Below are 23,968 nucleotides of genomic sequence, written 5' to 3'. Positions count from 1 at the left end.
GATGCCGGCCGCGTCGATATCGGTCGTCAGTTGCGCCATGGTCGTTGCGCCGATGATGGCTGATGTCATGAAGCGGCGTGTCAGGCAGAATGCGATGGCCATGGCCGATGGGTCGAGGCCGTGGCGCTTGGCGATCTCGACGTAAGCCTTGGTCGGTGCTTCCTGCAGCGGCTGCAGGCGTCCGCCGATGTCGCCGTTGATCGAGCCGCGCGATCCCTCGGGCTTGCCGCCGCCGATGTATTTGCCGCTCAGGATGCCGCCGGCGAGCGGCGAGTAGGCGAGCAGGCCCACATCTTCATGGTGCGACATTTCCGCCATGTCGAGATCGTAGTGGCGATAGAGCAGGTTATACTCGTTCTGGATGCTGACGACGCGCGGCAGGCCGAGCTGCTCGGCGATCGTGAGATACTTCTGCGTGCCCCAGGTCGTCTCGTTGGAGAGGCCGATCGCGCGGATCTTGCCTTCCTTCACCAGTGCGCCCACCGTCTCGAGAATATCGGTGATGTTGGCGACAGCCTTGGCGCGGTCCTGCTTGAAGGGGTCGTAGTGCCAGTTCTGACGGAAGTGGAAGTGACCGCGAACCGGCCAATGGATCTGGTAGAGATCGATATAGTCGGTCTTCAGCCGCTTCAGGCTGGCTTCGATTGCCAGGCGGATATTCTTGGCATCAGCGCCTTCGCCGCCGCGAATATAGGCGCGGCCGGGGCCGGCGACCTTGGTGGCGAGCACGACATCCTTGCGCTTTCCGGTCTTTTCGAGCCAGGTGCCGATGTAGTCCTCGGTAAGACCCTGCGTTTCCGGGGAAAGCGGCGTGGTCGGATAGAGTTCGGCGGTGTCGAAGAAGTTGACGCCCTTTTCGAACGCATAGTCCATCTGGCCGTGCGCTTCGGCTTCGGAGTTCTGCGAACCCCAGGTCATCGTGCCCAAGCAGATTTCGGACACCGAGATATCGGTGCGACCAAGTTTCTTGTGTTTCATTCGGGAGCCTTAATCGTGATCTTAAAAGAATGAGGTCTTTGAAGGACGGCGCGAATTTAGGCCGGAATTGAGCAAGCGCAAGAGCAAATCTGCGGCTTTGTTGCAGTCGCGAAAGCCTTGGAACGCAGGCCTCCGGCACTTGACTCTCGGGGAAAGAATGTCAATTGGAGGCGAAATGACCGCGGGTCCATATAAAAAGGACATAGGATGACCATCGCTTTCACGTTCCCTGGCCAGGGCAGTCAGGCCGTCGGCATGGGCAAGGATCTTGCCGAGAATTTCGCCGAAGCGCGCGCCGTTTTTGAAGAGGTCGATGACGCTCTCGGCGAGAAGCTGTCCGAGACCATGTTCAACGGTCCGGAAGAGACACTGACGCTGACCGCCAATGCGCAGCCGGCGCTGATGGCCGTTTCGATGGCCGTCATCCGCGTGCTCGAAGCCAAGGGTGTCGATCTCAAGGCCAAGGTCTCCTACGTCGCCGGCCACTCGCTCGGCGAATACTCCGCTCTCTGTGCCGCCGGCATGTTCTCGATCGCCGATACCGCGCGCCTCCTGCGCATACGCGGCAACGCCATGCAGGCTGCCGTGCCCGTCGGCGTCGGCGCCATGGCCGCCATCATCGGCCTCGAACATGCCGACGTGATCGCCGTCTGCGAGGAAGCCTCGGCTCTCGGCGCCTGCCAGATCGCCAACGACAATGGCGGCGGCCAGATCGTGATTTCGGGTGAGAAGGCGCCGGTTGAAAAGGCTGCCGCCATCGCCACCGAAAAGGGCGCCAAGCGCGCGATCCTGCTGCCGGTCTCCGCACCTTTCCATTCCGCGCTGATGGCGCCGGCGGCTGACGCGATGCGCGAAGCGCTGGCAGGCGTCGCGAAGTCGAACCCGGTCGTGCCTGTCATCGCCAACGTTCGCGCCGCGCCCGTCACCGATGCCGAAGAAATCGCCAAGCTGCTGGTCGAACAGGTCACCGGCCAGGTTCGCTGGCGCGAAACGGTCGAGTGGTTCGCGGCAAACGGCGTGACGACGCTTTATGAACTCGGCGCCGGCAAGGTCCTGACCGGCCTCGCGCGTCGCATCGACAAGAACGTGACCGGCATCTCGGTCAACTCGCCGGCTGATATCGATGCGGCCGTTGCCGCTCTTCTGGCCTGATTGATTTAACGATTACAAGGAATTCTTCCATGCTCGATCTCTCCGGCCGCAAGGCTCTGGTAACCGGTGCCTCTGGCGGCATCGGCGAAGAAATCGCCCGCATCCTGCACAAGCAGGGCGCTATCGTCGGCCTGCACGGCACCCGCGTTGAAAAGCTCGAGGCGCTGGCCAATGAACTCGGCGACCGCGTCAAGATCTTCCCGGCGAACCTTGCCGATCGCGACGAAGTCAAGGCACTCGGCGTCAAGGCCGAAGCCGAACTCGACGGCGTCGACATTCTCGTCAACAACGCCGGCATCACCAAGGATGGCCTCTTCGTGCGCATGTCGGACGAGGACTGGGACAGCGTCATCGAAGTCAACCTGACCTCGATGTTCCGCCTGACCCGCGAACTCACGCATCCGATGATGCGCCGCCGCTACGGCCGCATCATCAACATCACCTCGATCGTCGGCGTCACCGGCAATCCGGGCCAGGCGAACTACTGCGCCTCCAAGGCCGGCATGATCGGCTTCACCAAGTCGCTGGCGCAGGAGATCGCGACCCGCAACGTGACCGTCAACTGCGTGGCGCCCGGCTTCATCGAAAGCGCGATGACGGGCAAGCTGAACGACAAGCAGAAGGACGCGATCATGGGCGCGATCCCGATGAAGCGCATGGGCACCGGTGCCGAAGTAGCCTCCGCCGTTGCTTACCTGGCTTCGTCGGAAGCGGCCTACATGACGGGCCAGACTTTGCATGTAAATGGCGGCATGGCCATGATCTGAAACGGAAAACTGGCTTTCGGGCCGTTTTTCCCCGCAATAGCCTGTTCACCAACGCTATGGGGTTGATTTTCTGGCTTTGCGGCAGACATAAACCGTGTTAATCGGGCCATGACTGTGAACAGTCTCCCGAGAAAGAAGACGGACCGGCAGGCTTTCCAAGCAAGCCTGGGACATCTCTGGTAGCCGGGTACAACGAGTTTGCCGAAGGTGGCTTTAGGGCGCCGCAGGCTGAAACAGGGTAGGGTGCCATAAAGGCTCTCTGATCAGGATTATAAGGTCGAGGAAACCGACATGAGCGATATCGCAGAACGCGTAAAGAAAATTGTTATTGATCATCTTGGCGTCGACGCCGACAAGGTTGTCGAAGGCGCAAGCTTCATCGACGATCTGGGCGCTGACTCGCTCGACACCGTCGAACTGGTCATGGCGTTCGAAGAAGAATTCGGCGTTGAAATTCCTGACGACGCTGCGGACTCGATCCTGACGGTCGGCGACGCTGTTAAGTTTATCGAAAAGGCCCAGGCTTAATCCTGAGCACTTTAGAAAGGGCGGACCCGGAGTCCGCCCTTTTTATTTCTGGCATGGTCTCCATAGAACACAAAAGGCGGGGGAATGCAGTCGATGAGACGGGTGGTTATTACGGGCACTGGCATGGTGTCTCCCTTGGGATGCGGCACGGAAGTGACCTGGGCTCGCCTGCTGGCGGGTGAAAACGGCGCACGCCTCGTGACCGAGTTCGAAGTCGATGACCTTCCGGCCAAGATCGCATGCCGTATCCCTGTCGGCGATGGCACCGGCGGCACCTTCAATCAGGATGATTGGATGGAGCCCAAGGAACAGCGCAAGGTTGATCCTTTCATCGTCTATGGTATGGCTGCGGCCGACATGGCGCTCAACGATGCCAACTGGCACCCCGAGAGCGACGAAGACCAGATTGCCACCGGCGTCCTCATCGGCTCCGGCATTGGCGGCATCGAAGGCATCGTCGAAGCGGGCTATACGCTGCGCGACAAGGGCCCGCGCCGCATTTCTCCTTTCTTCATTCCCGGCCGTCTGATCAACCTCGTATCCGGCCAGGTCTCGATCCGTCACAAGCTGCGCGGACCAAACCACTCCGTTGTCACCGCCTGCTCGACCGGCGCGCACGCCATTGGCGATGCTGCCCGTCTGATCGCCTTCGGCGATGCCGATGTCATGGTCGCCGGCGGCACCGAATCGCCGGTCAGCCGCATCTCGCTCGCCGGTTTCGCGGCCTGCAAGGCGCTGTCCACGCAGCATAACGAGGACCCCACCAAGGCCTCGCGCCCCTACGACAAGGACCGTGACGGCTTCGTCATGGGCGAGGGCGCCGGCATCGTCGTTCTCGAAGAGCTCGAGCATGCCCTGGCGCGCGGCGCGCGGATTTACGCCGAAGTCGTCGGCTATGGCCTGTCGGGCGACGCCTACCACATCACCGCGCCGTCGGAAGACGGCGAAGGCGCTGGCCGCTGCATGGCGATGGCGCTGAAGCGCGCTGGCCTGACGCCCGCCGATATCGATTACATCAACGCGCACGGCACATCGACCATGGCGGACACGATCGAGCTCGGCGCTGTCGAGCGCCTGGTCGGCGACGCCGCGTCGAAGATCTCCATGTCCTCGACCAAGTCCGCCACCGGCCACCTTCTGGGCGCTGCGGGCGCTATCGAGGCGATCTTCGCGACGCTCTCGATCCGCGACAACGTCGTGCCGCCGACGCTCAATCTCGACAACCCGGAGCGCGAGACGAAGATCGATCTCGTCCCGCACAAGGCGCGTCAACGGGAAGTGAACGTGGCGCTGTCGAATTCCTTCGGATTCGGCGGTACAAACGCATCGCTGGTGCTGCGCCGCTACGTCGCCTGAGACTGACCCACGACGTCCGTAACGGGCAGGGCAGTCCAATCCGATGGCTGCCCACCCGCATTTCGCCGCATTGCTTCGCAAGAAGCAGCTTTTGGGGCCAAATTTAGAGGATTGCCGGTGAGCGATACGAACCAGAGCAACGACACGACCGGCCAGCAGGGCCAGCAGTCGCAGAGTGGCCCGATCATTCCGAAATCGCCAACCGAAGCGCTGCGCCCTGAGCGCGTGCCGGAGCCGCCGAAGCGCTCCAAGAAGGCCAGAAGCCAGGTCGTCATTTTCCTGAACTTCCTGATGACGCTGGTCGTGCTCGGCTGCGCCGCCGCCGTCGTCGTCTTCTACTATGCGATTTCCACCTACCAGAGCCCCGGTCCGCTGGAGGCCAACACCAATTTCATCGTGCGCAACGGCGCAGGGATCACCGAGATCGCGTTCAATCTTGAGCGCAACAACATCATCTCCGATGGCCGCGTCTTCCGCTATCTCACCGCCACCCATCTGAATGATGGCGAAAGCCTCAAGGCCGGTGAATACGAGATCAAGGCGCACGCCTCGATGAACGAGATCATGGAACTGCTGAAATCCGGCAAGTCCATCCTCTATTCGATCTCCTTCCCCGAGGGCCTGAGCGTCCGCCAGATGTTCAACCGCATGAACGAGGACCAGGTGCTTGAGGGCGACCTGCCGACGGTCCTGCCGGCCGAGGGCAGCCTGCGCCCGGATACGTATAAGTTCTCGCGCGGTACCAAGCGCGCCGAGATCATCGAGCAAATGGCCGCGGCCCAGCAGAAGCTCGTGGACCAGATTTGGGACAAGCGCGATCCGTCGCTGCCCTTCAAGTCGAAGGACGAGATGATCGTTCTCGCCTCCATCGTCGAGAAGGAAACCGGCGTTCCAGACGAGCGCGCCCATGTGGCCTCGGTCTTCCTGAACCGTCTCGGCAAGGGCATGCGCCTGCAGTCGGACCCGACGATCATCTATGGATTGTTCGGTGGCGACGGCAAGCCGGCCGACCGGCCGATCTACCAGTCGGACCTCAAGAAAGAGACGCCCTTCAACACCTACGTGATCAAGGGCCTGCCGCCGACGCCGATCGCCAATCCCGGCCGCGATGCGCTTGAGGCCGTTGCCAATCCGTGGAAGACGCAGGACCTCTATTTCGTGGCCGACGGCACGGGTGGCCATGTCTTCGCCGCCACGCTTGAGGACCACAACGCCAATGTCCGGCGTTGGCGCAAGCTGGAAGCCGACAAGGGCGCCGATCCGAATATCGCGGTCGACGGACAGCCCGATGCCGCAACGCCCGCCGATGCGCCTGCAGCGCCCGCTCCGGCTCCGAAGAAAAAGAGAAACTAACATTATTGGAGGCTTCCATGGCTTTGCAGTCCATGACGGGTTTTGCGCGGCGCGAAGGCACGACCGATCGCTGGCGCTGGGCCTGGGAACTGCGCTCGGTAAACGGCAAGGGTCTTGATATTCGCCTGCGCCTGCCGCCTGGCCTCGAGCGGCTGGAAAATGACGTCAAGCGGCTTGCCGGCGAGCAGTTCAGCCGCGGCAATATGCAGGTGTCGCTGTCCGTCTCGTCGCCCGAAAGCCGCGTCGAAACCGTCCTCAACCAGGAAGCGCTTGCCGCCGTTCTGTCGCTGCGCGATCAGCTGGCTGATATAATCGATCCGGCGCCGTTGAAGCTCGACACGCTTCTCGGCATTCGCGGTATCGTCGATTTCCGCGAGACCGAGGATAGCCCGGAAGCGATCGCCGCGCGCGATGCCAAGATCATGAACGGCCTATGGCTGGCGCTGACCGACCTCAGGCATATGCGCGAGCAGGAAGGGGCGGCGCTGTCCCGCGTGCTCCTCGACCAGGTGGCGATCATCGAGCGCTTGACCCAGATCGTGGAAAACGACCCGTCGCGTTCGCCGCGCGAGATCGCGGCACGGCTTGCGGCCCAGGTCGCGATGCTGATGGATGCATCCGGCAAGTTCGATCAGGATAGGCTCCATGCCGAGGCGGCGATCCTGGCGACCAAGGCCGATCTGCGCGAAGAGATCGATCGCTTGAAGGCACACGTGGCCGCGGCGCGCGACCTGCTGGCCAAGGGCGGCCCTATCGGCCGCAAGCTCGATTTCCTTGCACAGGAATTTAACCGGGAATCGAATACAATATGCTCGAAGTCCAATGCGGCTGCCGTGACAGCAGCCGGTATTGAGTTGAAAGTGGTCATCGACCAGTTCCGCGAGCAAGTTCAGAATTTGGAGTGAACCATGAGCCCGACCCCGTCGAGCCCCCCAACGTCAAGCAGCCCAACCGTGATCCCCCGTCGCGGGCTGATGCTTGTCCTGTCCTCGCCTTCGGGCGCCGGCAAGTCGACCATCGCGCGCAACCTCCTGGAGCGCGACCGCAGCCTTGAAATCTCGGTGAGCGTCACGACGCGCCAGCGTCGCCCGAGCGAGATTGCCGGCACGCACTATCATTTCATCACCATTCCCCAATTCGAGCGCATGCGCGACAGCGGCGAGCTGCTCGAATGGGCGGAAGTGCATGGCAATTTCTACGGCACGCCGCGCGAGCCGGTGGAGGCCGCCATGGCCGATGGTCGCGACATGCTGTTCGACATCGACTGGCAGGGCGCCTTGCAGCTGCAGGAAAAGATGAAGGCCGATATCGTCTCGATCTTCGTGTTGCCGCCGACCATGACCGAGCTTCAGTCGCGCCTGCACCGCCGCGCCGAGGACTCCGAAGAGGTGATCGCAACGCGTCTGGCCAACTCCCGCGCCGAGATCGCCCACTGGCGCGAATATGATTATGTGATTGTCAACGACGACCTAAACACAGCCTTCGAGGCCGTGCAGTCGATCGTCCGCGCCGAACGCCTTCGCCGCGATCGCCGCCATGGCATGTTCGACTTCGTGACCGGCCTGATCGAAGAGACGCCGGTTCTCTGATGCATCCGCCGGCGCATTGGCGCCGGCGTCATTCCTTGAAATGATCAGCCGTAGCGACCGGTGATGTAGTCCTCGGTCCGCTTGTTCTTCGGCGCCTCGAATATCTGCGATGTCGGGCCATGCTCGACAAGCTCGCCCAGATACATGAAGGCGGTGTTGTCCGAGATACGGCCGGCCTGCTGCATGTTGTGGGTCACGATCACGATCGTGAAGTTCGCCTTCAGCTGCGCGATCAGTTCCTCGACCTTGGCGGTCGAGATCGGATCGAGCGCCGATGTCGGCTCGTCGAGCAGCAGAACCTCGGGCCTGAGCGCCACGCCACGCGCGATGCACAGACGCTGCTGCTGACCGCCGGAGAGGCCGAGACCGCTCTGCTTGAGCTTGTCCTTCACCTCGTCCCAAAGCGCCGCCTGCCGCAGTGCCTCTTCCACGCGCCCGTCCATCTCCGTCTTCGACAGCCGCTCATGATGGCGGATGCCATAGGCGACGTTGTCGTAGATCGACATAGGGAAGGGGACGGGCTTCTGGAACACCATGCCGACGCGGGCGCGCAGTTCGTTCATCGGATAGCGAGGGTCGAGAATGTTGTCGCCATCCAGCTTCACGGTACCCGTCGCCCGCATGCCTGGATAGAGCGCGTAGATGCGGTTGAGGATGCGCAGCAGCGTGGACTTGCCGCAGCCGGACGGGCCGATCAGGGCCGAGACCTGCCGCTCCGGGAAGCTGATGCTGACGTCGCGGATCGCCTGCGTCTTCCCGTAGAAGAAGTTGACGTTTTCGAGCGTGATCTTGTCGGTCTTCATTGTGGGTGCGGTCCTGCCGGTATCGAGTGCGCTGGAAGAGTGCAGCATTATTTCCCCCGTCTGCTCAGGATGATTCGTGATCCGACACTGAGCAGCAGCACGATGGCGGTCATGACGAAGGCGCCGGCCCAGGCGAGCGTATGCCACTCGTCATAGGGGCTCATCGCGTACTGGAAGATGACGACGGGAATGTTGGCCATCGGCCCGGACATGTCCGTGCTCCAATACTGGTTGTTGAGGGCGGTGAAGAGAAGCGGCGCGGTCTCGCCCGAGATGCGCGCCACGGCAAGCAGCACGCCGGTGAGGATGCCGGCCGATGCGGCGCGATAAAGCACATGCACCGTCACCTTCCAGCGAGGGATGCCGAGCGAAAGTGCGGCCTCGCGCATGACGTCGGGCACCAGCCGCAGCATCTCGTCTGTGGTGCGCACCACGACCGGCAAGAAGATGAAACCGAGCGCGATACCACCGGCATAGCCCGAGAAGCGCCCGGTCTGGCGCACCACAAGCTCGTAGATGAACAGGCCGATGATGATCGACGGCGCGCTGAGCAGGATATCGTTCACGAAACGAACGAGATCGCCGATCTTCTTTCCGCGGCTGTATTCCGAAAGATAGGTGCCGGCGAGGATCCCGATCGGCGTGCCGAGAACGACGGCCATGAGAACGATCAGAAGGCTGCCCATGAAGGCATTCGCCAGGCCGCCGTCCTCGCCGGGTGGCGGCGTCATTTCGGTCAGCAGGCGAGGGCTGAGTGCCGTGATGCCGTTGATCAGCGTGGTCCACAGGATCCAGATGAGGAAGATGAGGCCGATCACCGTCGCGACGGTCGCGAGCGAGAGTGCGATCGCGCTCTTGATCTGCCGATAACGGTAAAGGGAGTTGGATGTCGTCATGATTATTCTCCCTTCTGCCTGGCGATCCGGAGCAGCATCAGCTTGGCGGCCGCCAGAACGATGAAGGTGACCACGAAGAGGATGAAGCCGAGGCCGATTAGCGACGACAGATAGAGATCCGTGTCGGCCTCCGTGAACTCGTTGGCGATGGCCGCGGCGATCGAGTTGCCGGGTTCCATCAGCGAGATCGCGATATTGTGCGTATTCCCGAGCACGAAGGTGACGGCCATGGTCTCGCCGAGTGCGCGGCCGAGGCCGAGGAAGATGCCGCCGACGACGGCGGTGCGGGTATGCGGGATGACGATATCGCGCACGACCTCCCATTTGGTCGAGCCGAGCGCGTAGGCCGATTCTTTCAGCTGTGCCGGGACGACGAGGAAGACGTCGCGCATGACCGAAGCGATGTAAGGAATGATCATGATGGCGAGCACGATGCCCGACGTCAGCATGCCGATCCCCATGGGAGCGCCCGAAAACAGCGCGCCAATAACCGGCAGCGGACCGAGCCAGTCGATCAGAACGGGCTGGATATAATCGGCCATGAAGGGCGCGAAGGTGAAGAGGCCCCACATGCCGTAGATGATGCTCGGAATGCCGGCGAGCAATTCGATGGCGCCGCCGATCGGTCCGCGCGCCCAGCGTGGCGCCACTTCGGTGACGAACACCGCGATGCCAAGGCTGATGGGGACGCCGATGATCATCGCGAGCGCCGAGGTGACCAGCGTGCCGTAGATCGGCACGAGGCCGGCGAATTTCTGGGCAACGGGGTCCCATTCGGTGCCGTAGAGGAATTCCAGGCCGAAGGTGCGGAAGGCAAGGAGGCCGCCCCAACCCATGGAAAAGGTCGCGGCCAGAAGCGCGATCAGCACGAACATGCCGCAGCACAGCACGATCGCGGAAAATACCATGTCGCCGGTCGCGCCATGGCGACGCTTCACGCCGACACTCTCGGCGCGCTGCGATGCCAAAACTTGGCTCATTGTCTGTTCTCTAATCTTTGAGGGGCAATCAAAGTTAAGCCGGCCGGAAAGCAGAGCTCTCCGGCCGTTTCGACAGTATGGGGATCAACCCTTGAACTGGGCGGTCCAGTAGGCTTCGATCTGCTTCACGAGGCTATCGGGAAGCGGAACGTAGTCGAGCGAGGAAGCCTGCTTCTGGCCGTTCTCGAGCGCCCACTTGAAGAACTCGAAGGCAGCCTTGGAGCGAGCTTCGTCCTTGGCCTGCTTGTACATGATTGCCCAGGTCGTAGCCGTGACCGGCCAGGCCTTGTCGCCAGGAGCGTTGGTCATGATCAGGTTGAAGTCCTGAGCCTTGTCCCATTCGGCGCTTGCAGCGGCAGCAGCGAAGCTCTCGGCGTTCGGCTTCGGATACTTGCCGGCGGCGTTTTCGATGAGCACGTAGGGCAGCTTGTTCTGCAGCGCGTAGGCGTATTCGACGTAACCGATCGAGTCCTTCACGCGCGTAACGTAGGCTGCAACGCCTTCGTTACCCTTGCCACCGATACCGACAGGCCAGTTGACGGCGGTGCCTTCACCAACCTTGGACTTCCAGTCAGCATTGACCTTCGAGAAGTAGTTGGTCCAGTTGAAGCTGGTGCCCGAACCGTCCGAGCGGTGAACGACGGCGATCTGCGAATCCGGCAGCTTGACGCCCGGGTTCAGGTCGGCGATGGCCTTGTCGTTCCACTTGGTGACGTTGCCGAGGTAGATGTCGGCGAGAACCTTGCCGGTGAGCTTCAGCTCGCCCGACTTGATGCCCTTGACGTTGATAACGGGAACGATGCCGCCGACGACCAGCGGAAACTGACCGAAGCCGCCATCCGTCAGTTCCTTGGATTCGAGCGGCTTGTCGGAGGCGCCGAAATCGACCGTTGCGGCCTTGATCTGAGCGATACCACCGCCAGAACCGATCGACTGATAGTTCAGCTTGTCGCCGGTCTTCTTGTTGTAGTCAGCCGACCACTTGGAGAGAACGGGGTAGACGAAGGTCGAGCCGGCGCCGGTGATATCGGCGGCGGAAGCGGAGGCGGCCATGACGGCCGCAAGGCCGATGCCGAAACAGGTCGTCAAAAATCTGTTGGTACGCATAAGGGTTCGCTTTCCTGAAAGCTGAAAAGATGACGGCGAGATCAATAGGGGGCTACTTGTTTGCTTGCGCAACGAGTCTCGCCGGGAACGGGCTATTCCCCAGAGATAACAGTTTCATGACAGTCGATGAGCCAAACCGCATTCACACGATGTTAAAGCGCATCGTCGAGGAAAAGTTGGTTTTCGGTCGCGGAAATACTTGGTTTTCCCAAGTCAAGACGACTGGATTCGTAGTGTTTAACAAGCATAAAAGGCCGCCGCCTCCGCGCAAGCTAACATTTGATCTTGATGTGGCGTGGAGGGCTTAGAGGCTGTTTGCCAGACGGCAGAACTCTTCGACGGAAAGCGTCTCGGCGCGTCTCTGCGGATCGATGCCAGCCTTTTCGAGTAGCTTCTCCCCACCGATCGGCTTCAGACTCTGGCGCAGCATCTTGCGGCGCTGCCCGAAGGCTGCCTGGGTCACTTTTTCGAGATTGGCGACGGAGCAGGGGATCGGGTTCTCGTTCGGCGTCAGATGCACCACCGTCGAGGTTACCTTCGGCGGAGGCGTGAAGGCCTGCGGCGGGATGTCGAACGCCATATGCGCGTTCGTACGCCAGCCGCAGAGCACGCCCAGCCGTCCATAGTGATCGTCTTCCTCGTCGGCGACGATACGCAAGCCCACTTCCTTCTGGAACATCAGCGTCAGCGACTGCCAGAACGGCGGCCATTGCTTCGGCAGCAACCAGTTCACCAGAAGCTGGGTTCCGACATTATAGGGAAGGTTGGCGATGATCTTCACCGGCCCCTCGGGCGCCAGCGCCTCGAAGTCGGTAGTCAAAGCGTCGCCTTCGATAACCTCAAGCCGGCCAGGATAATGCGCCTGCACTTCGGCCAGCGCTGGCAGACAACGCGGATCGCGCTCGACGGCGATGACCTTCTTGGCGCCGAGTGCAAGGATCGCTCGCGTCAAGCCGCCGGGACCGGGGCCGACTTCGAACACCGTCGCGTCTTCGAGCGGGCCTGCGTTACGCGCGACCTTCTGCGTGAGGTTGAGGTCGAGGATGAAGTTCTGGCCGAGCGCCTTGCGCGCATCCAGGCCATGCCGCCTGATCACGTCGCTCAGCGGCGGCAATCCGTCCAGTGCGGCCATCAGGAATTGCTCTTGGAAACGCGACCGAGATGCCCGGCAAGTTTCAGGGCGGCAACCAGGCTGCTCTCGCGCGCCAGCCCCTTGCCGGCGATGCCGAAGGCGGTGCCATGGTCGGGCGATGTGCGGATGAAGGGCAGGCCGAGCGTCACGTTGACGGCATCGTCGAATCCGAGTGCCTTGGCCGGGATCAGAGCCTGGTCGTGATACATGCAGACCGCCACGTCATAGCGCGAACGCGCCTCGTCATGGAACATGGTGTCGGCGGGCAGGGGGCCGATCGCATCGATGCCTTCTGCGCGAAGGAACTGGATCGCTGGGTGGATGACGCTGGCGTCCTCCTTGCCGATCGCGCCGTCTTCGCCGGCATGCGGATTAAGCCCCGCGACCGCAAGGCGTGGATTGGCGATGCCAAAACGCTGGACGAGATCGGCATGCGCGATCCGGCAGGTCTCGACGATCAGCTCCGCCGTCAGCGCCTGCGGCACATCCTTGATCGGTATGTGGATCGTGACAGGGATCGTGCGAAGCTTCGGTCCGGCGAGCATCATGACGGGTGTCACGGGCGTGCCGGTCACGCGTTTCGCAAGCTCGGCCAGAAACTCGGTATGTCCGGGAAAACGAAAGCCACTTTCGTAGAGAACGGACTTGGCGATCGGGTTTGTGACGACGCCGAGTGCTTCGCCGCTAATCGTTAGTGACACAGCATGCTCGATCGCTGCAATCGTCCCTCGGGCCGTCGCGACATGCGCTTCGCCGGCGATGACTTCAATTCCTGCGGGGATCGGCAGAACGGGAACGGCGTCGGCGAAGACGTCGATCGCGCCGGCGCAATCCGTCTCGCGGATCGCGACGGTCAAATCCAGCATCCGCGCGCGAGTGGCAAGGACGTCAGGATCACCGATGAAAACAAAAGGCGGCAGGCCAAGCTCGCGGCGGCGCAGCCAGGCCATCAATGTGACGTCAGGGCCGATCCCGGCGGGATCGCCCTGGCTCAGTGCAAGCGGACGGGAAAACGCGAGCGTCATCGACATCAGCGGCGAACGATCTGCGCTTTCTTGCGCAGTTCGTCGAGATACTTGGTAGCGTTGGCGTTTTCCGGCGGCGCGTTCTTGTCCTTGGCCTTGTTCAGATCTTCTTCGCGGAAAACCATCTCGGCTGCCTGGTCATCAGAGACCTGGCGCTGGCTGCAGATTGCGAGATATTCGACGCCCTTTTCGGTCACGCGCGTTGCCGTGGTATTGCCCTTGGCCTGTTCGACCAGCGGCTTCCATTCAGGCGGCAGTTCCGGCGCCAGCATGCGGCCGAGGTCGCGAACGGAAACGTCACGCATCGTGGCGGCGAAAACCTTCGCCTGTTCGCAGCCCGGATACTTCGAGCGCGAGGCTTCCGCTTCGCTCTTGCGCTTGCCGACGATACCCTTCTTGCTGGCGGGCACGACGAAGATCATCTGCTGCAGGATATACTCGGTGGTCTCCGGCTTCTGCTTGTTGTTTTCCATCATGCGGGCAACGAGGTCGGCGTTCGACATCTTGTTGCTGTTGCCATAGCGTGCGTTGACGAGGCGCGGCCAGCTCATCTGTACGGCGATGAACGCCTTGAAGTGATCGACGCCGACACCGGCCTGATTGAGGATCTGCGTCATCTGCGCTGTCGTCAGCTTGTTGCCGGTGGCAAAGCGCGCGAACGATGCATCGACGTCGTCCTTCGACACCGACATGCGAACGCGCGAGATTTCCTGCTCCTTCAACGTCTGCTCGATAAGCTGGTCTTCAGCAGCCTTGGCGTCCGCCTTCTGGTGCTGCAGGCGCAAGAAGGCTTGGCGCTTGGCCACGTCACCACTGGTGAGAGCCGTGCCGTTGACAACCACTCGGACTTCGCTCGCGGCATAGGCCATATTGGCCTTCGGTAGTGCCAAGCCTGCGACAGTGGCGAACGCCAAGCCTGCGATCATCGTTCTTACGGTGTTCTTCGCGCCAATCATCTGTCGACCCTTCCCATTGACGCCGCGCTTTCGCGTCGCGGCGCGCCTATCTTACCGAGATAACGTCAGCGTTGCTGCCTTCGAGACGCAGCAGCATATGCCGCATATATCCAATGGCCACAATGTCCTGCATAGCGTTACGGCGAAAGAAAGGCCCCTTTCTCTCGCCGTGCTACAAAATCGATCAGTTGTTGTAGATGTTACCGTATCCGAGTTCGCTGGCATCACCGACATTGATGTCGCCAAGCGTACGGAATGTCAGCCTCGCGCCGATCGTCCAATCGCTTGCCGACTGGTCGCTGGTGTCGCGCTTGTCGGAGTAGGCGATCGTGAAGATCGTGCACTCGTCCTCGTATGTGAGGCCGATGGTCTGGCGCGTGAACGTGTTGTTGTTCAGATCATAGGCGATACCGCCGAAGATCGACCAGTAGTCCTTGAACTTGACCCGAGCACGCGTCTGCAGCTCATCATTATCCGTGTCGTAGCCATATTCCGGCTGCGCGGAGACGTGCGTGTAGAGAAGCTGGCTCTGGAACGCGTCCGTCTCGAAGCCAGCCGTCAGATCGCCGCGGCGAAGCTCGAAGCTCTTTTCGTCGAGGCGGTACGAAGCGGCGAATGCAAAGCCCTGCGGCGTCTCGATACCGCCGAGACCGACATAGTCGGACCGCGTGGTTTCAAGGCCGGAATCGGCTCCGACATTGACGAGATCGTCGGTGTCGAACGAGTTCTGGCCGCCCAGCTGGAAGGACTGGCCGAAGATGCCGTGCAGCTTGTAGCCGTTGTCGAAGGTGCCGGTGTATTGAAAGCCAACGTTAGCGCGTGTGCCGCCTTCAATACGGTCGTAACCGGAGAACTTGTCGCGTTCGAACAGATTGGTCGCATCGAAGACCAGGCTCTGCGCGTCTTCGTTCGGAAGTCTGCCAGCCAGCGATTCGTTCGGGCGCGCATAGATCTGCATGATCGGCTCGAACACATGCGTGCTGTTGTCGGTGGTGGCGAGGATCGGATAGCGAACTTCCAGGCCAGCCGTCACCATGCCACGCGTTGCAGCATCGCTCGTGTCGTAGTTGCCGCCATAGCCGACCGGGTCGTCCATGTTGAGCGCCAGCGCGTCGCCGCGAGCCGAAAGCAGCGGCGTGATCAGAACGCCGGCAGGCGTCACGAACGTACGCTTCCACGTCAGCTCGCCCGTCAGTCGCGACGTCTGGCCTTCAAGGCCACGGTAACGATCAAAGCCCGCGATGTCGTAAAAGTCGTCATGACCGCGCGAGATATTGGTGAAGTTCACGTCGGCCGAGACTTCGCCGCCGGCAAGCGGCTGCGGAGCCACGTAGTGATAGTCCATCACCGGATAGACGATCGCCTGCTTCTTCTCCGCCGTGTTCGAAGGATCGGCGTCCTGCACGTCGAAATAGAAGGAGCGCAGGTCGAAGTAGTTCCGCTTACCTAGACCGGTCAGGTAGACTTGGTTGGTTTGCGTCGAACTGTCGAAACCCTTGAGTTTGTAGGTGTAGGCGAAGTTGTTGTCGCTCTGCACCATCACATCCCAGCCGAAAGACCAGCGAGGATTGATTTTGAATGCCCCCTTCGAGGCGATCATGCCGCGAGCATCGTTCTGCGCGTCGCTGGTTCCTTCAGTGAACGTGCTGGAATTCATCTGGCTGATACCGGCCACGCGCAGAGTGTGCGTGCCGTTCTCGAAACGCTGACGGAATTCGGCGTCGGCCAGGAAGCCCTGCGTCGTGTATCCAGTACCCGTCACTGTCGCGTCCATGCTGGGCGAGATCACGTAATAGTATGGGACAGACAGGCCGAAGCCGAGATTCTGCGCGCTGACGAAGCTCGGGAACAGGAAGCCGGACTTGCGCTTGACGGTGTTGTCGGGAACGACGAGCCAAGGAACATAGGCGATGGGATGGCCGAGCAGTTCCATGCGGGCATGCTCGAGGCGAATCGTGTGCTTCTCGCCGTTCTGGATAACGCGTTCAGCCTTCACCTGCCAGAATGGCGGTTTCTCAGGCTTCTCCGCGCAGGGCAGACAGGCTGTGTAGACGCCCTTGTTGAGAATCATCTCCGTGCCACCGACCCGCTCGCCGGTTTCGGCGACGATGCGCGTGTTGTCGGGTGTCTCGATTCGAAGCGAATTGATGAAGCCGTTGGCGAAGTCATCGGTGACGTCGAGCTTGTCGGAATACATGCGCGTGCCGTCTGGGCTGACGAGCTCGACATTGCCAAGCGCCATCATCCGGCCGGTCTTCTGATTGTACTCGACTCGCTGCGAGACCATCTTGTAGCCGGCGTAATTGATCTGCACGCCACCTACGGCCGAAACGACCTCAGCGTCTTTGTTATAGACGAGCTCATTGGCCGAAAGAAGCATCTTGGCTTCCTTCGAGACATTGGGCTTCATGTTTTGCAAAGCGTCTTGCGCAATGGCAACGGGCACGTTGCCGGTATAGCTGCACAGGGCTACGCCTGCGAACAGGGCAACCAACTGCTTACGAACACTTTTGCGGTTGCCTGCCGCCACTAGCCATCCTCCTGATGAAGCAGAATTGTTGCACCCAAAGCCAAGGCGACGATGACCGGAATCCACGTCGCCACGAAAGGCGGGACAACCCCACTGCTTCCGAATGCTTTCACAAGCACGGTGACCACATAAAGCACGAAGCCTGCCAGGATGCCACCCAGAATCACGGACCTCGATTGGTTGAACCGGCTAAATTTTAGGGACACTGTTGCAGCAATGAGAGTCATCGCCACGAGCAACAGTGGTTGGGACAACAAAGAGTGGAATTGGGTCTCTAGAGCCTTGGTCGGAATCCCGAAGGATTTGGCAATGTTGATTCGGTTCGAGAGATCAAAAAACGCAATGGTTTCAGGGGCGGTAAGCCTCTGTTCGACGAAGTCCCGTTTCAAATTGGTACGGACCTGTACCTCATCCTTACGCTGAGCGATCTCGCCGGGGCGACGCTCGATAACGTTCTTAAGAAGCCAGTAACCATCTTCCAATTTTGCGGACGTCGCGTCCTGTCTGAGGATGATGTGATTGCTCGAATCGAAGTGCACGAGCACTGCGTCGACGAGCATCGTTCCATCCTCAAGAACGCTTCGCGCACCGATGATGACATCGTCCTGGCCGCTGATCTGGCGAATCCACGGCACCTGCGGGCCACCCTTCGAGGCTCCGGCGTCACCGCGCCAGTTGCTCTCGACGCTGGCTGCCTGCCGCTGTCCCCATGCCGCAAGCGGATTGAGGATCGTCATGACGCCGATGCCGAGCAGAAATGCGCCGGCGATGAAGGGTGACATGAATTGCCAGGCCGAAATACCGGCCGCGCGTGTCACGACCAACTCGTACTTGCGATTGAGGCCGATCAGTACGGTCATGCCGACGAAAAGTGCGATGAAGGGAACCGTTTGCTGCAGAATGAGCGGCAGACGCACGGCCGTCATCAGCAATCCGCCCGTCACCGTATAGCCTGGCAGGCCGGACATGCGGCTCGCGGTCTCGCTGAAGTCGACGAGGTAGACGATGCCGATGACACCGAGGAAGAACCACATCGCCGTCGTTGCATAACGACGGAAGAAGTAGCGGCCGAGCGTACCGAAAATCATGCGTCACCTCCGGCCGAGCGGGGGAACCGCTGCTGCAGCTTGCGCCAGCCGATGGCGATCCAGTTACCGATGAAGCCCAGCAGCGAGATTCGTTTGTGCGAAACCAGCGAGACAATCGCGAAAGCGCTGATTCCGATCGGCAGCGCGTAGAGGATGCCGATGAATATCGGCTTCGTTTCGATCTGGTTGGCGGCGTAGAATGTCGCCCATCGAACCGCAAACGCGAGCACCAGTGCCGATACCATCGGGTGCAGCCGTGCCTCGCGATGCGAGCGTGCGTCACCGGCAATCGCTAGCGAAATCAGCGAAAAGACAAGCGGCAGCATCCAGTCGGTCAGGCGCCTGTGAAGCTCCGCGACGTAGCTGCCGGGTTTGGCGATGTAATCCTTGTCCGTTGGGTCGGGATTGAGCAGGAACGGCAGTTCGCGGTCGGACGCGCGCAGCGTCGACTGGCCACGGTTCTGCGTGAGGTCGGACAGGTCGAAGGAATAGGAATCGAAGCGGATGATGGACACGTCGCCGGTCGTGGTTTTCCGGTGCACCTCGCCATCATGCATAATCAGCGACGTGCCCTTTTCGTCCACAGCGCCTTCGCGGGCATAGTAGATCAGCTGGAAGGCAGGGTCGCGCTCGTCGACGACGAACAGGCCCTTGAGCACGCGTCCGGCCAGGCGCTCGGAGATCTGTACATAGAGGCCGGTATCGATCTGGCGGAAGTTCTTCTCTTCAATCACGGTTGAGAGCAGATCGGCGTAAGCCGCTGCAATCATTTGCCTTGCGCCGGTCTTCGCCTTCGGTTCGACGACGTTGTCGACCAGGAACGAGAAGGCGCTGATGACGGCCGCGAGAATGATGATCGGGCGCCAGATGATGCTGCGGCGCGCGCCGGCTGCATCGATAACGGCAAGCTCCGAATCGTTGTTCATCGTCGTCAGCGTCTGCGTGACGCCGATAACCAGCGCGAAGGGCAGAACGACGGGAATGATCGAGGGCAGGATAAGTGTGGCGAGCTTGGCGAACGAACCGACCGATTGGCCGCTATCCGTCACCAGATTGATGCGCTGCAGCACCTGCGTCGTCCAGATGATCGCGAGCACGGGCAATAGGGCGACGAGAAACATCTGGCCCACGCGCCGCAATATGTATGTTTCAAGCAGTTTCATGCACGCCCTTGAACGCTCTTCGCGAATTCTTGCCGCCACGCAGCGAAAACCATCTACGCTTTTTGGTTTGCTTTTGCGACAAGCTACCGTCGAAAATTCATTCAATTTTCAGTTTTTTTTCCCGCTGTGGCGAATCGGTCAGCGCCAGGATGCCGGCAAAAACAACGAAGGATGACAACCATCCAAGAATGACGTCGGACAGATAGTGCGCGCCGAAGGCCAGACGCAATGCCGGTGCCAGTAACGAAATCGTGGCCAGCGGCAGGAAGAGCGCGCGTCGCGACGCGCGCGGCATGATGAAGAGAAGACAGAGCAGCCAGCCGGCTCCAGCCGCTTCGCCTGACACGAAAGAACAGTTGGACAGGCACTTGCCCGCCGTCGACCCCGCCGGAACGAAGTCGAGCGCGCCGCCGAAATCGGTTGTGGAAAATGGACGAGGGCGCCCCCAATGGTCCTTCAGGATGAAGTTGACGAGAACGATCGGGCCGGCGATCAGCGAACCGAGGGCGATCTTCAGCTTGCGTGCGCGCTCGGCGTCGAAGGTGGCGCCGAACTGGCTGTAGCAATCGATGAACTTCCAAAGCAGTACAAAGGCGGCGATGTAGGGAAGGCGCAGGAAGAGCGTGCGAAGCATCTGCAGTGTGAATTCCTGGCGATAAGCAAAGTGTCCGCAAACCTCGCGAAGCGACGTGCCGGCGGTGCAGGCCTCCTTGGTGAAGAAATGCGCGGACACCTCCTGATCGATCTGTGGAAACAGATAGAAAATGGCGAGCAACACTAACCAGGTGATGAGAAGAAGCTTGAAGATATCGGCGGCGCTCAAGCCCGCCTCGCGTATGGCAACCGGCCTGAAAGCCTTCAGTATGGAGTTCAAGACCGATCCTCGCGCTGGCAATTGGCCCGGACCAATAGTCGTCGCGCATGACATTTTGTTGACGCGACTCCCGCGCTCGTTGCCGCGATGGGCGCGACAATGACTTGTCTTCAGTGGTGAAAACCTGAATGATCGGGCAAGAGGATTTAAAACGATCCCACTGGAGAAGACATGTCAGCCAAATTCGATATCTCGTTTGAAAAATCTGCCGAAATTGCCGGTGGATACGCCATTCTGTTGCAGGCCAAGGGGCAGGATCTCGCCGCTGGCGCAAGTGTCGCCGACCCATCGGGCGTGGTGGCCAAGGCCGCCAAGATCGCCGGCTTCTCAGCCAAGCTTGCCGGCGCGCTCGATATCGTGGCGCCCGAGGGATCGAAGGCTGAGCGCATCTTCGTCATCGGTCTCGGCAAGGTGGACGCTCTGGTTTCGTTCGATTGGCTGAAAGCTGGTGGTGCTGCCGCCTCAAAGATCAAGAACACGACGGATGTGACGATCTTTGTGGACGCGCCCGGCGTGGATGTCACCGCAAGCCAGGCCGCCGATTTCGCGCTCGGGATGATGTTGCGCGCCTATGGCTTCGATACCTACAAAACGAAGAAGTCGGAAGACGACAGCAACGCCAAGGACGGCGGCGCGTCCGTCAAGGTCCGCATCATAACCGCAAAGGCATCTGAGGCCGCCAAGGCTTTCGAGGTCTCGCAGGCGGTCGCCGATGGCGTCAATCTGGCGCGCGATCTCGTCAACGATCCGGCGAACGTGCTCGGCCCGGTCGAATTCGCAGCCAAGGCCAAGGAACTCGAAAAGCTCGGCGTCGAGGTCGAGATCCTGACGGAAAAGGAAATGAGCAAGCTCGGCATGGGCGCGCTTCTCGGCGTCGCTCAGGGCTCCGTACGCCCGCCGCGCCTGGCCGTCATGCAGTGGAAGGGCGGCAAGAGCGGTGATGCGCCGCTGGCCTTCATCGGCAAGGGCGTCGTCTTCGATACCGGCGGCATCTCCATCAAGCCGGCCGGCGGCATGGAAGACATGAAGGGCGACATGGGCGGTGCTGCCGCCGTCACCGGCCTCATGCATGTGCTGGCTGCCCGCAAGGCCAAGGCAAACGTCGTCGGCATCATCGGCCTGGTCGAGAACATGCCCGATGGCAACGCGCAGCGTCCCGGCGATATCGTCACCTCCATGTCCGGCCAGACCATAGAGGTCATCAACACCGATGCCGAAGGCCGCCTCGTTCTCTGCGACGCCGTCTGGTATTGCAACGATCGCTTCAAGCCCAAGTTCATGATTGATCTCGCGACGCTCACGGGCGCGATTCTCGTGGCGCTCGGCAACATCCAGGCCGGCCTGTTTTCCAACGACGACAAGCTGTCGGAGCAGTTGATCGCGGCTGGAACCGAAACCCACGAGCGTCTCTGGCGCATGCCGCTGGGTAAGGAATACGACAAGATGATCGACAGCAAGTTCGCCGACATGAAGAACACCGGCGGTCGCCACGCCGGCTCGATCACGGCCGCCCACTTCATCGGCCGATTCGTTGGCGAGACGCCCTGGGCGCATCTCGATATCGCCGGCACCGCCATCGGCTCGCCGCTGGACGAGATCAACCAGTCCTGGGGTTCCGGCTATGGCGTGCGGCTGCTCGACCAGCTGGTACGCGCCAACTACGAATCATGACCGAGGTCCTGTTCTACCATCTGACCGAATCCAAGCTGGAAGACGCGCTGCCGCCGTTGCTCGACAAAAGCGTCGAGCGCGGCTGGCGCGTCGCGGTTCAGATGAAGGAAGCGACTCACAGAGATGCGCTCGATGCGCATCTCTGGACCTTCCGCGAAGACAGCTTCCTGCCGCATGGCACGGATGAAGGGGAACTCGCCGGCAATCAGCCGGTTCTCCTGACCGTCGCCGACGACAACATCAACGGCGCCACCGTCCGCTTCATCGTGGCCGGCGCCGAGCCGCCGCCGCTCGATCTCTACGAACGGGTCGTGTTCATGTTCGATGGCTACGACCAGGAACAGCTCGAAGGCGCGCGCGCGCAGTGGAAAAAGCTGAAAGGTGAGGGACACAGCCTCACATACTGGCAGCAGACGCCCGAAGGGCGCTGGGAAAAGAAAGCCTAGCCCGGGCAGACCTGGCCGGGACAGGCGCTGGCGGGCTCAGCCGATCCCGGCATCCTTGACTACCTTCTGGATGAAATCGTGCTTCGCGCGGGTATACTCCGCCCGGCTTGCCGCATGCGTGCCGGCGAGGTCGATCTTTAGCTGCTCATAGGCACGGGCGAGATCGGGATCGGCGCGTAGCGCATCGCGAAAGGCCAGCATGCGGTTCCAGTTTTCGCCGCGATATTCCACGACATGCACGAGATGCGTCCGCGTCTCGCCCTTGATGCCGCGCCCGAAGATGTGATCGTCGGGAACAAGATCGGTGCCGGCATAATCGTAGCCGATACTCTCCATCGCGCCGACGCAGGCCGGGCCATCGGCGAAGTATCGGATGCCGACCATGATGTCGATGATCGGCTTGGCTTTGATGGCGGGAATTGAGGTACTGCCGACATGCTGGATGTCGATGACGGCGTCGCCGAGCGCCTGGCGGATCGCCTCGGCCTCTTCTTCATAGGCCTCATGCCATAAGGCATTTGCGTCGGAGAGCGATACCGTCAGGTTTTTCAAGCCTAGACCGAAAGCTTCATCGTCGCGCATGCCGAACCTCTGAGATACCCAAGATGACCTTACTGTATCACGAGGCTCGGCAATTTCGAATCAATCGTGGAAGGCTTCCACGAACTTGCGCCGGCCGAGCATGAAGGCATCAGCGACGTGGCGCAGCGGCGCCAGATCGACGTCCGACTTGCCAGCCTTGACGATTTCCGCGAAGCGGCGATAGAGCGAAGGATATTCTTCTTCGGGCGCCTCGAACTTCAGTTCGCCGTTGATCGACAGCTTCGAGCCGCCTTCGGCCAGAACCATCTTGCCGGCTGCCGTCTCGGCGAAGATATCCCAGCTCTGCTTGCCCGTCTGGCGCCAGTCGAATTCGACATGTGCGGGCACGTTGTCGGCGTTCTTGAAGTGCAGATCGGCTGCGATCGGCGCGTCGCGGTTCTCCGGGAATTCCAGCGTTGCGCTCGTCAGGAAGATCGCCTTCGGCAGGATATGCGTGACGATCGACAGCGCGTTGATGCCGGGGTCGAACACGCCAAGACCGCCGGCCTGCCAGATCCAATCCTGATTCGGATGCCACTGGCGCACGTCTTCCTTCCAGACGACGTGAACGCTTTCGATCGTCGTGGACGCGAGGAAGGACTTGGCTGCCTCGACGGCCGCCGCATAGCGCGAATGCCAGCTGGCAAACAGCGAGACACCCTTGGAGGCGGCGAGCGCCTCGAGGTCGGCTACTTCGCTCAGCGTCGCGCCCGGAGGCTTTTCGAGGAACACGTGCTTGCCGGCCGAAAGCGCCTTGTGCGCGGCCTCATAGCGGTACTGCGGCGGCATGCACAGCGACACCGCGTCGATCTCGGGCACGGCGCCGAGCATCGCGTCGATCGTCGTAAAGCTCTGGACGCCATCGACCGTGCCGTGACGGCTTGCCGTGGCGATCAGGTTGAAATCCGGGTTCTTGGCGATGGAGGGAAGGTGCTGGTCGCGGACGATCTTGCCGACGCCGACGATGGCGAGGTTGATGGGTGACATGCTGT

Annotated in this window: 23 protein-coding genes; 9 read left to right on the top strand and 14 right to left on the bottom strand. The window is 61.1% G+C overall.

The annotated features are described in order from the left end of the window. Positions 1–978: aldo/keto reductase (locus ACCD05_RS02790; protein ID WP_413391035.1), on the bottom strand; the 978-nt coding region annotated here is incomplete at its 3' end. Positions 979–1,185: 207 nt separating this feature from the next. Here ACCD05_RS02790 and fabD point away from each other — a divergent pair. The 7 genes from fabD (at position 1,186) to gmk (ending at position 7,723) form a co-directional block, all read left to right on the top strand. Further along, a complete protein-coding gene (gene fabD, locus ACCD05_RS02785) occupies positions 1,186–2,130 on the top strand; it encodes an ACP S-malonyltransferase (protein ID WP_413391033.1) in 945 nt (314 codons plus the stop codon). Positions 2,131–2,159: 29 nt separating this feature from the next. Next, positions 2,160–2,897 (top strand): 3-oxoacyl-[acyl-carrier-protein] reductase, encoded by a 738-nt coding sequence (fabG, locus tag ACCD05_RS02780; RefSeq protein WP_018898755.1) that lies wholly within the window; start codon positions 2,160–2,162, stop codon positions 2,895–2,897. A gap of 291 nt (positions 2,898–3,188) precedes the next feature. Then, positions 3,189–3,425, top strand: coding sequence for an acyl carrier protein (locus ACCD05_RS02775; RefSeq protein WP_003502080.1), 237 nt, complete (start codon positions 3,189–3,191; stop codon positions 3,423–3,425). Positions 3,426–3,518: 93 nt separating this feature from the next. Beyond that, positions 3,519–4,781 (top strand): beta-ketoacyl-ACP synthase II, encoded by a 1,263-nt coding sequence (gene fabF, locus ACCD05_RS02770; protein WP_413391030.1) that lies wholly within the window; start codon positions 3,519–3,521, stop codon positions 4,779–4,781. A gap of 117 nt (positions 4,782–4,898) precedes the next feature. After that, complete coding sequence (gene mltG / locus ACCD05_RS02765; RefSeq protein WP_047513340.1) at positions 4,899–6,134, top strand: endolytic transglycosylase MltG; 1,236 nt, start codon at positions 4,899–4,901, stop codon at positions 6,132–6,134. A gap of 17 nt (positions 6,135–6,151) precedes the next feature. Beyond that, a complete protein-coding gene (locus ACCD05_RS02760) occupies positions 6,152–7,039 on the top strand; it encodes a YicC/YloC family endoribonuclease (protein WP_413391028.1) in 888 nt (295 codons plus the stop codon). 3 nt (positions 7,040–7,042) lie between these two features. Continuing rightward, entirely contained in the window at positions 7,043–7,723 is a 681-nt protein-coding gene (gene gmk / locus ACCD05_RS02755) for a guanylate kinase (protein ID WP_112980271.1), read from the top strand. A gap of 44 nt (positions 7,724–7,767) precedes the next feature. Here the strand turns inward: gmk and pstB are convergent, their stop codons facing one another. The 11 genes from pstB to ACCD05_RS02700 all read right to left on the bottom strand — a co-directional run bounded on the left by pstB (position 7,768) and on the right by ACCD05_RS02700 (position 20,277). Next, complete coding sequence (pstB, locus tag ACCD05_RS02750) at positions 7,768–8,574, bottom strand: phosphate ABC transporter ATP-binding protein PstB (RefSeq protein ID WP_413391026.1); 807 nt, start codon at positions 8,572–8,574, stop codon at positions 7,768–7,770. Next, complete coding sequence (pstA, locus tag ACCD05_RS02745; protein WP_413391024.1) at positions 8,574–9,422, bottom strand: phosphate ABC transporter permease PstA; 849 nt, start codon at positions 9,420–9,422, stop codon at positions 8,574–8,576. The genes pstB and pstA overlap by 1 nt, the downstream gene beginning before the upstream one ends. A gap of 2 nt (positions 9,423–9,424) precedes the next feature. Next, positions 9,425–10,402: a phosphate ABC transporter permease subunit PstC gene (gene pstC, locus ACCD05_RS02740; protein WP_026283050.1), complete on the bottom strand. Its 978-nt coding sequence runs from the start codon at positions 10,400–10,402 to the stop codon at positions 9,425–9,427. Positions 10,403–10,486: 84 nt separating this feature from the next. Then, complete coding sequence (gene pstS, locus ACCD05_RS02735; RefSeq protein WP_112980267.1) at positions 10,487–11,509, bottom strand: phosphate ABC transporter substrate-binding protein PstS; 1,023 nt, start codon at positions 11,507–11,509, stop codon at positions 10,487–10,489. A gap of 304 nt (positions 11,510–11,813) precedes the next feature. Next, positions 11,814–12,641 carry a 16S rRNA (adenine(1518)-N(6)/adenine(1519)-N(6))-dimethyltransferase RsmA gene (rsmA, locus tag ACCD05_RS02730; protein WP_413391021.1) on the bottom strand — a complete coding sequence of 276 codons (828 nt, stop codon included), beginning with the start codon at positions 12,639–12,641 and terminating at the stop codon, positions 11,814–11,816. Beyond that, on the bottom strand, positions 12,641–13,666 hold the full coding sequence (gene pdxA, locus ACCD05_RS02725) for a 4-hydroxythreonine-4-phosphate dehydrogenase PdxA (protein WP_413391075.1): 1,026 nt from the start codon (positions 13,664–13,666) through the stop codon (positions 12,641–12,643). Before pdxA ends, rsmA begins: the two co-directional genes overlap by 1 nt. A 5-nt stretch (positions 13,667–13,671) precedes the next feature. Continuing rightward, positions 13,672–14,622, bottom strand: a complete 951-nt coding sequence (locus tag ACCD05_RS02720; protein ID WP_112941318.1) for a peptidylprolyl isomerase — start codon at positions 14,620–14,622, stop codon at positions 13,672–13,674. 184 nt (positions 14,623–14,806) lie between these two features. Further along, a complete protein-coding gene (locus ACCD05_RS02715; RefSeq protein WP_413391018.1) occupies positions 14,807–17,152 on the bottom strand; it encodes an LPS-assembly protein LptD in 2,346 nt (781 codons plus the stop codon). Further along, positions 17,152–18,240 (bottom strand): LPS export ABC transporter permease LptG, encoded by a 1,089-nt coding sequence (lptG, locus tag ACCD05_RS02710; protein ID WP_047513313.1) that lies wholly within the window; start codon positions 18,238–18,240, stop codon positions 17,152–17,154. The genes ACCD05_RS02715 and lptG overlap by 1 nt, the downstream gene beginning before the upstream one ends. Continuing rightward, positions 18,237–19,403, bottom strand: coding sequence for an LptF/LptG family permease (locus tag ACCD05_RS02705; RefSeq protein ID WP_413391016.1), 1,167 nt, complete (start codon positions 19,401–19,403; stop codon positions 18,237–18,239). The genes lptG and ACCD05_RS02705 overlap by 4 nt, the downstream gene beginning before the upstream one ends. A gap of 97 nt (positions 19,404–19,500) precedes the next feature. Then, positions 19,501–20,277, bottom strand: coding sequence for a phosphatase PAP2 family protein (locus ACCD05_RS02700; RefSeq protein WP_413391014.1), 777 nt, complete (start codon positions 20,275–20,277; stop codon positions 19,501–19,503). Positions 20,278–20,448: 171 nt separating this feature from the next. Here ACCD05_RS02700 and ACCD05_RS02695 point away from each other — a divergent pair, with 171 nt between their 5' ends. Further along, complete coding sequence (locus ACCD05_RS02695) at positions 20,449–21,948, top strand: leucyl aminopeptidase (RefSeq protein WP_413391012.1); 1,500 nt, start codon at positions 20,449–20,451, stop codon at positions 21,946–21,948. After that, positions 21,945–22,394: a DNA polymerase III subunit chi gene (locus ACCD05_RS02690; RefSeq protein ID WP_413391010.1), complete on the top strand. Its 450-nt coding sequence runs from the start codon at positions 21,945–21,947 to the stop codon at positions 22,392–22,394. The genes ACCD05_RS02695 and ACCD05_RS02690 overlap by 4 nt, the downstream gene beginning before the upstream one ends. A 36-nt stretch (positions 22,395–22,430) precedes the next feature. Here ACCD05_RS02690 and ACCD05_RS02685 read toward each other — a convergent pair whose 3' ends face one another. Then, on the bottom strand, positions 22,431–22,976 hold the full coding sequence (locus ACCD05_RS02685; protein ID WP_413391008.1) for a GrpB family protein: 546 nt from the start codon (positions 22,974–22,976) through the stop codon (positions 22,431–22,433). A 60-nt stretch (positions 22,977–23,036) separates the two neighbouring features. Next, complete coding sequence (locus tag ACCD05_RS02680; protein WP_413391006.1) at positions 23,037–23,963, bottom strand: Gfo/Idh/MocA family protein; 927 nt, start codon at positions 23,961–23,963, stop codon at positions 23,037–23,039. Positions 23,964–23,968: the final 5 nt, after the last annotated feature.

The organism is Rhizobium sp. Rhizsp42 (assembly GCF_047304155.1).
Lineage (GTDB): Bacteria > Pseudomonadota > Alphaproteobacteria > Rhizobiales > Rhizobiaceae > Rhizobium.
This window is presented reverse-complemented; position numbering and strand designations above follow the sequence as displayed.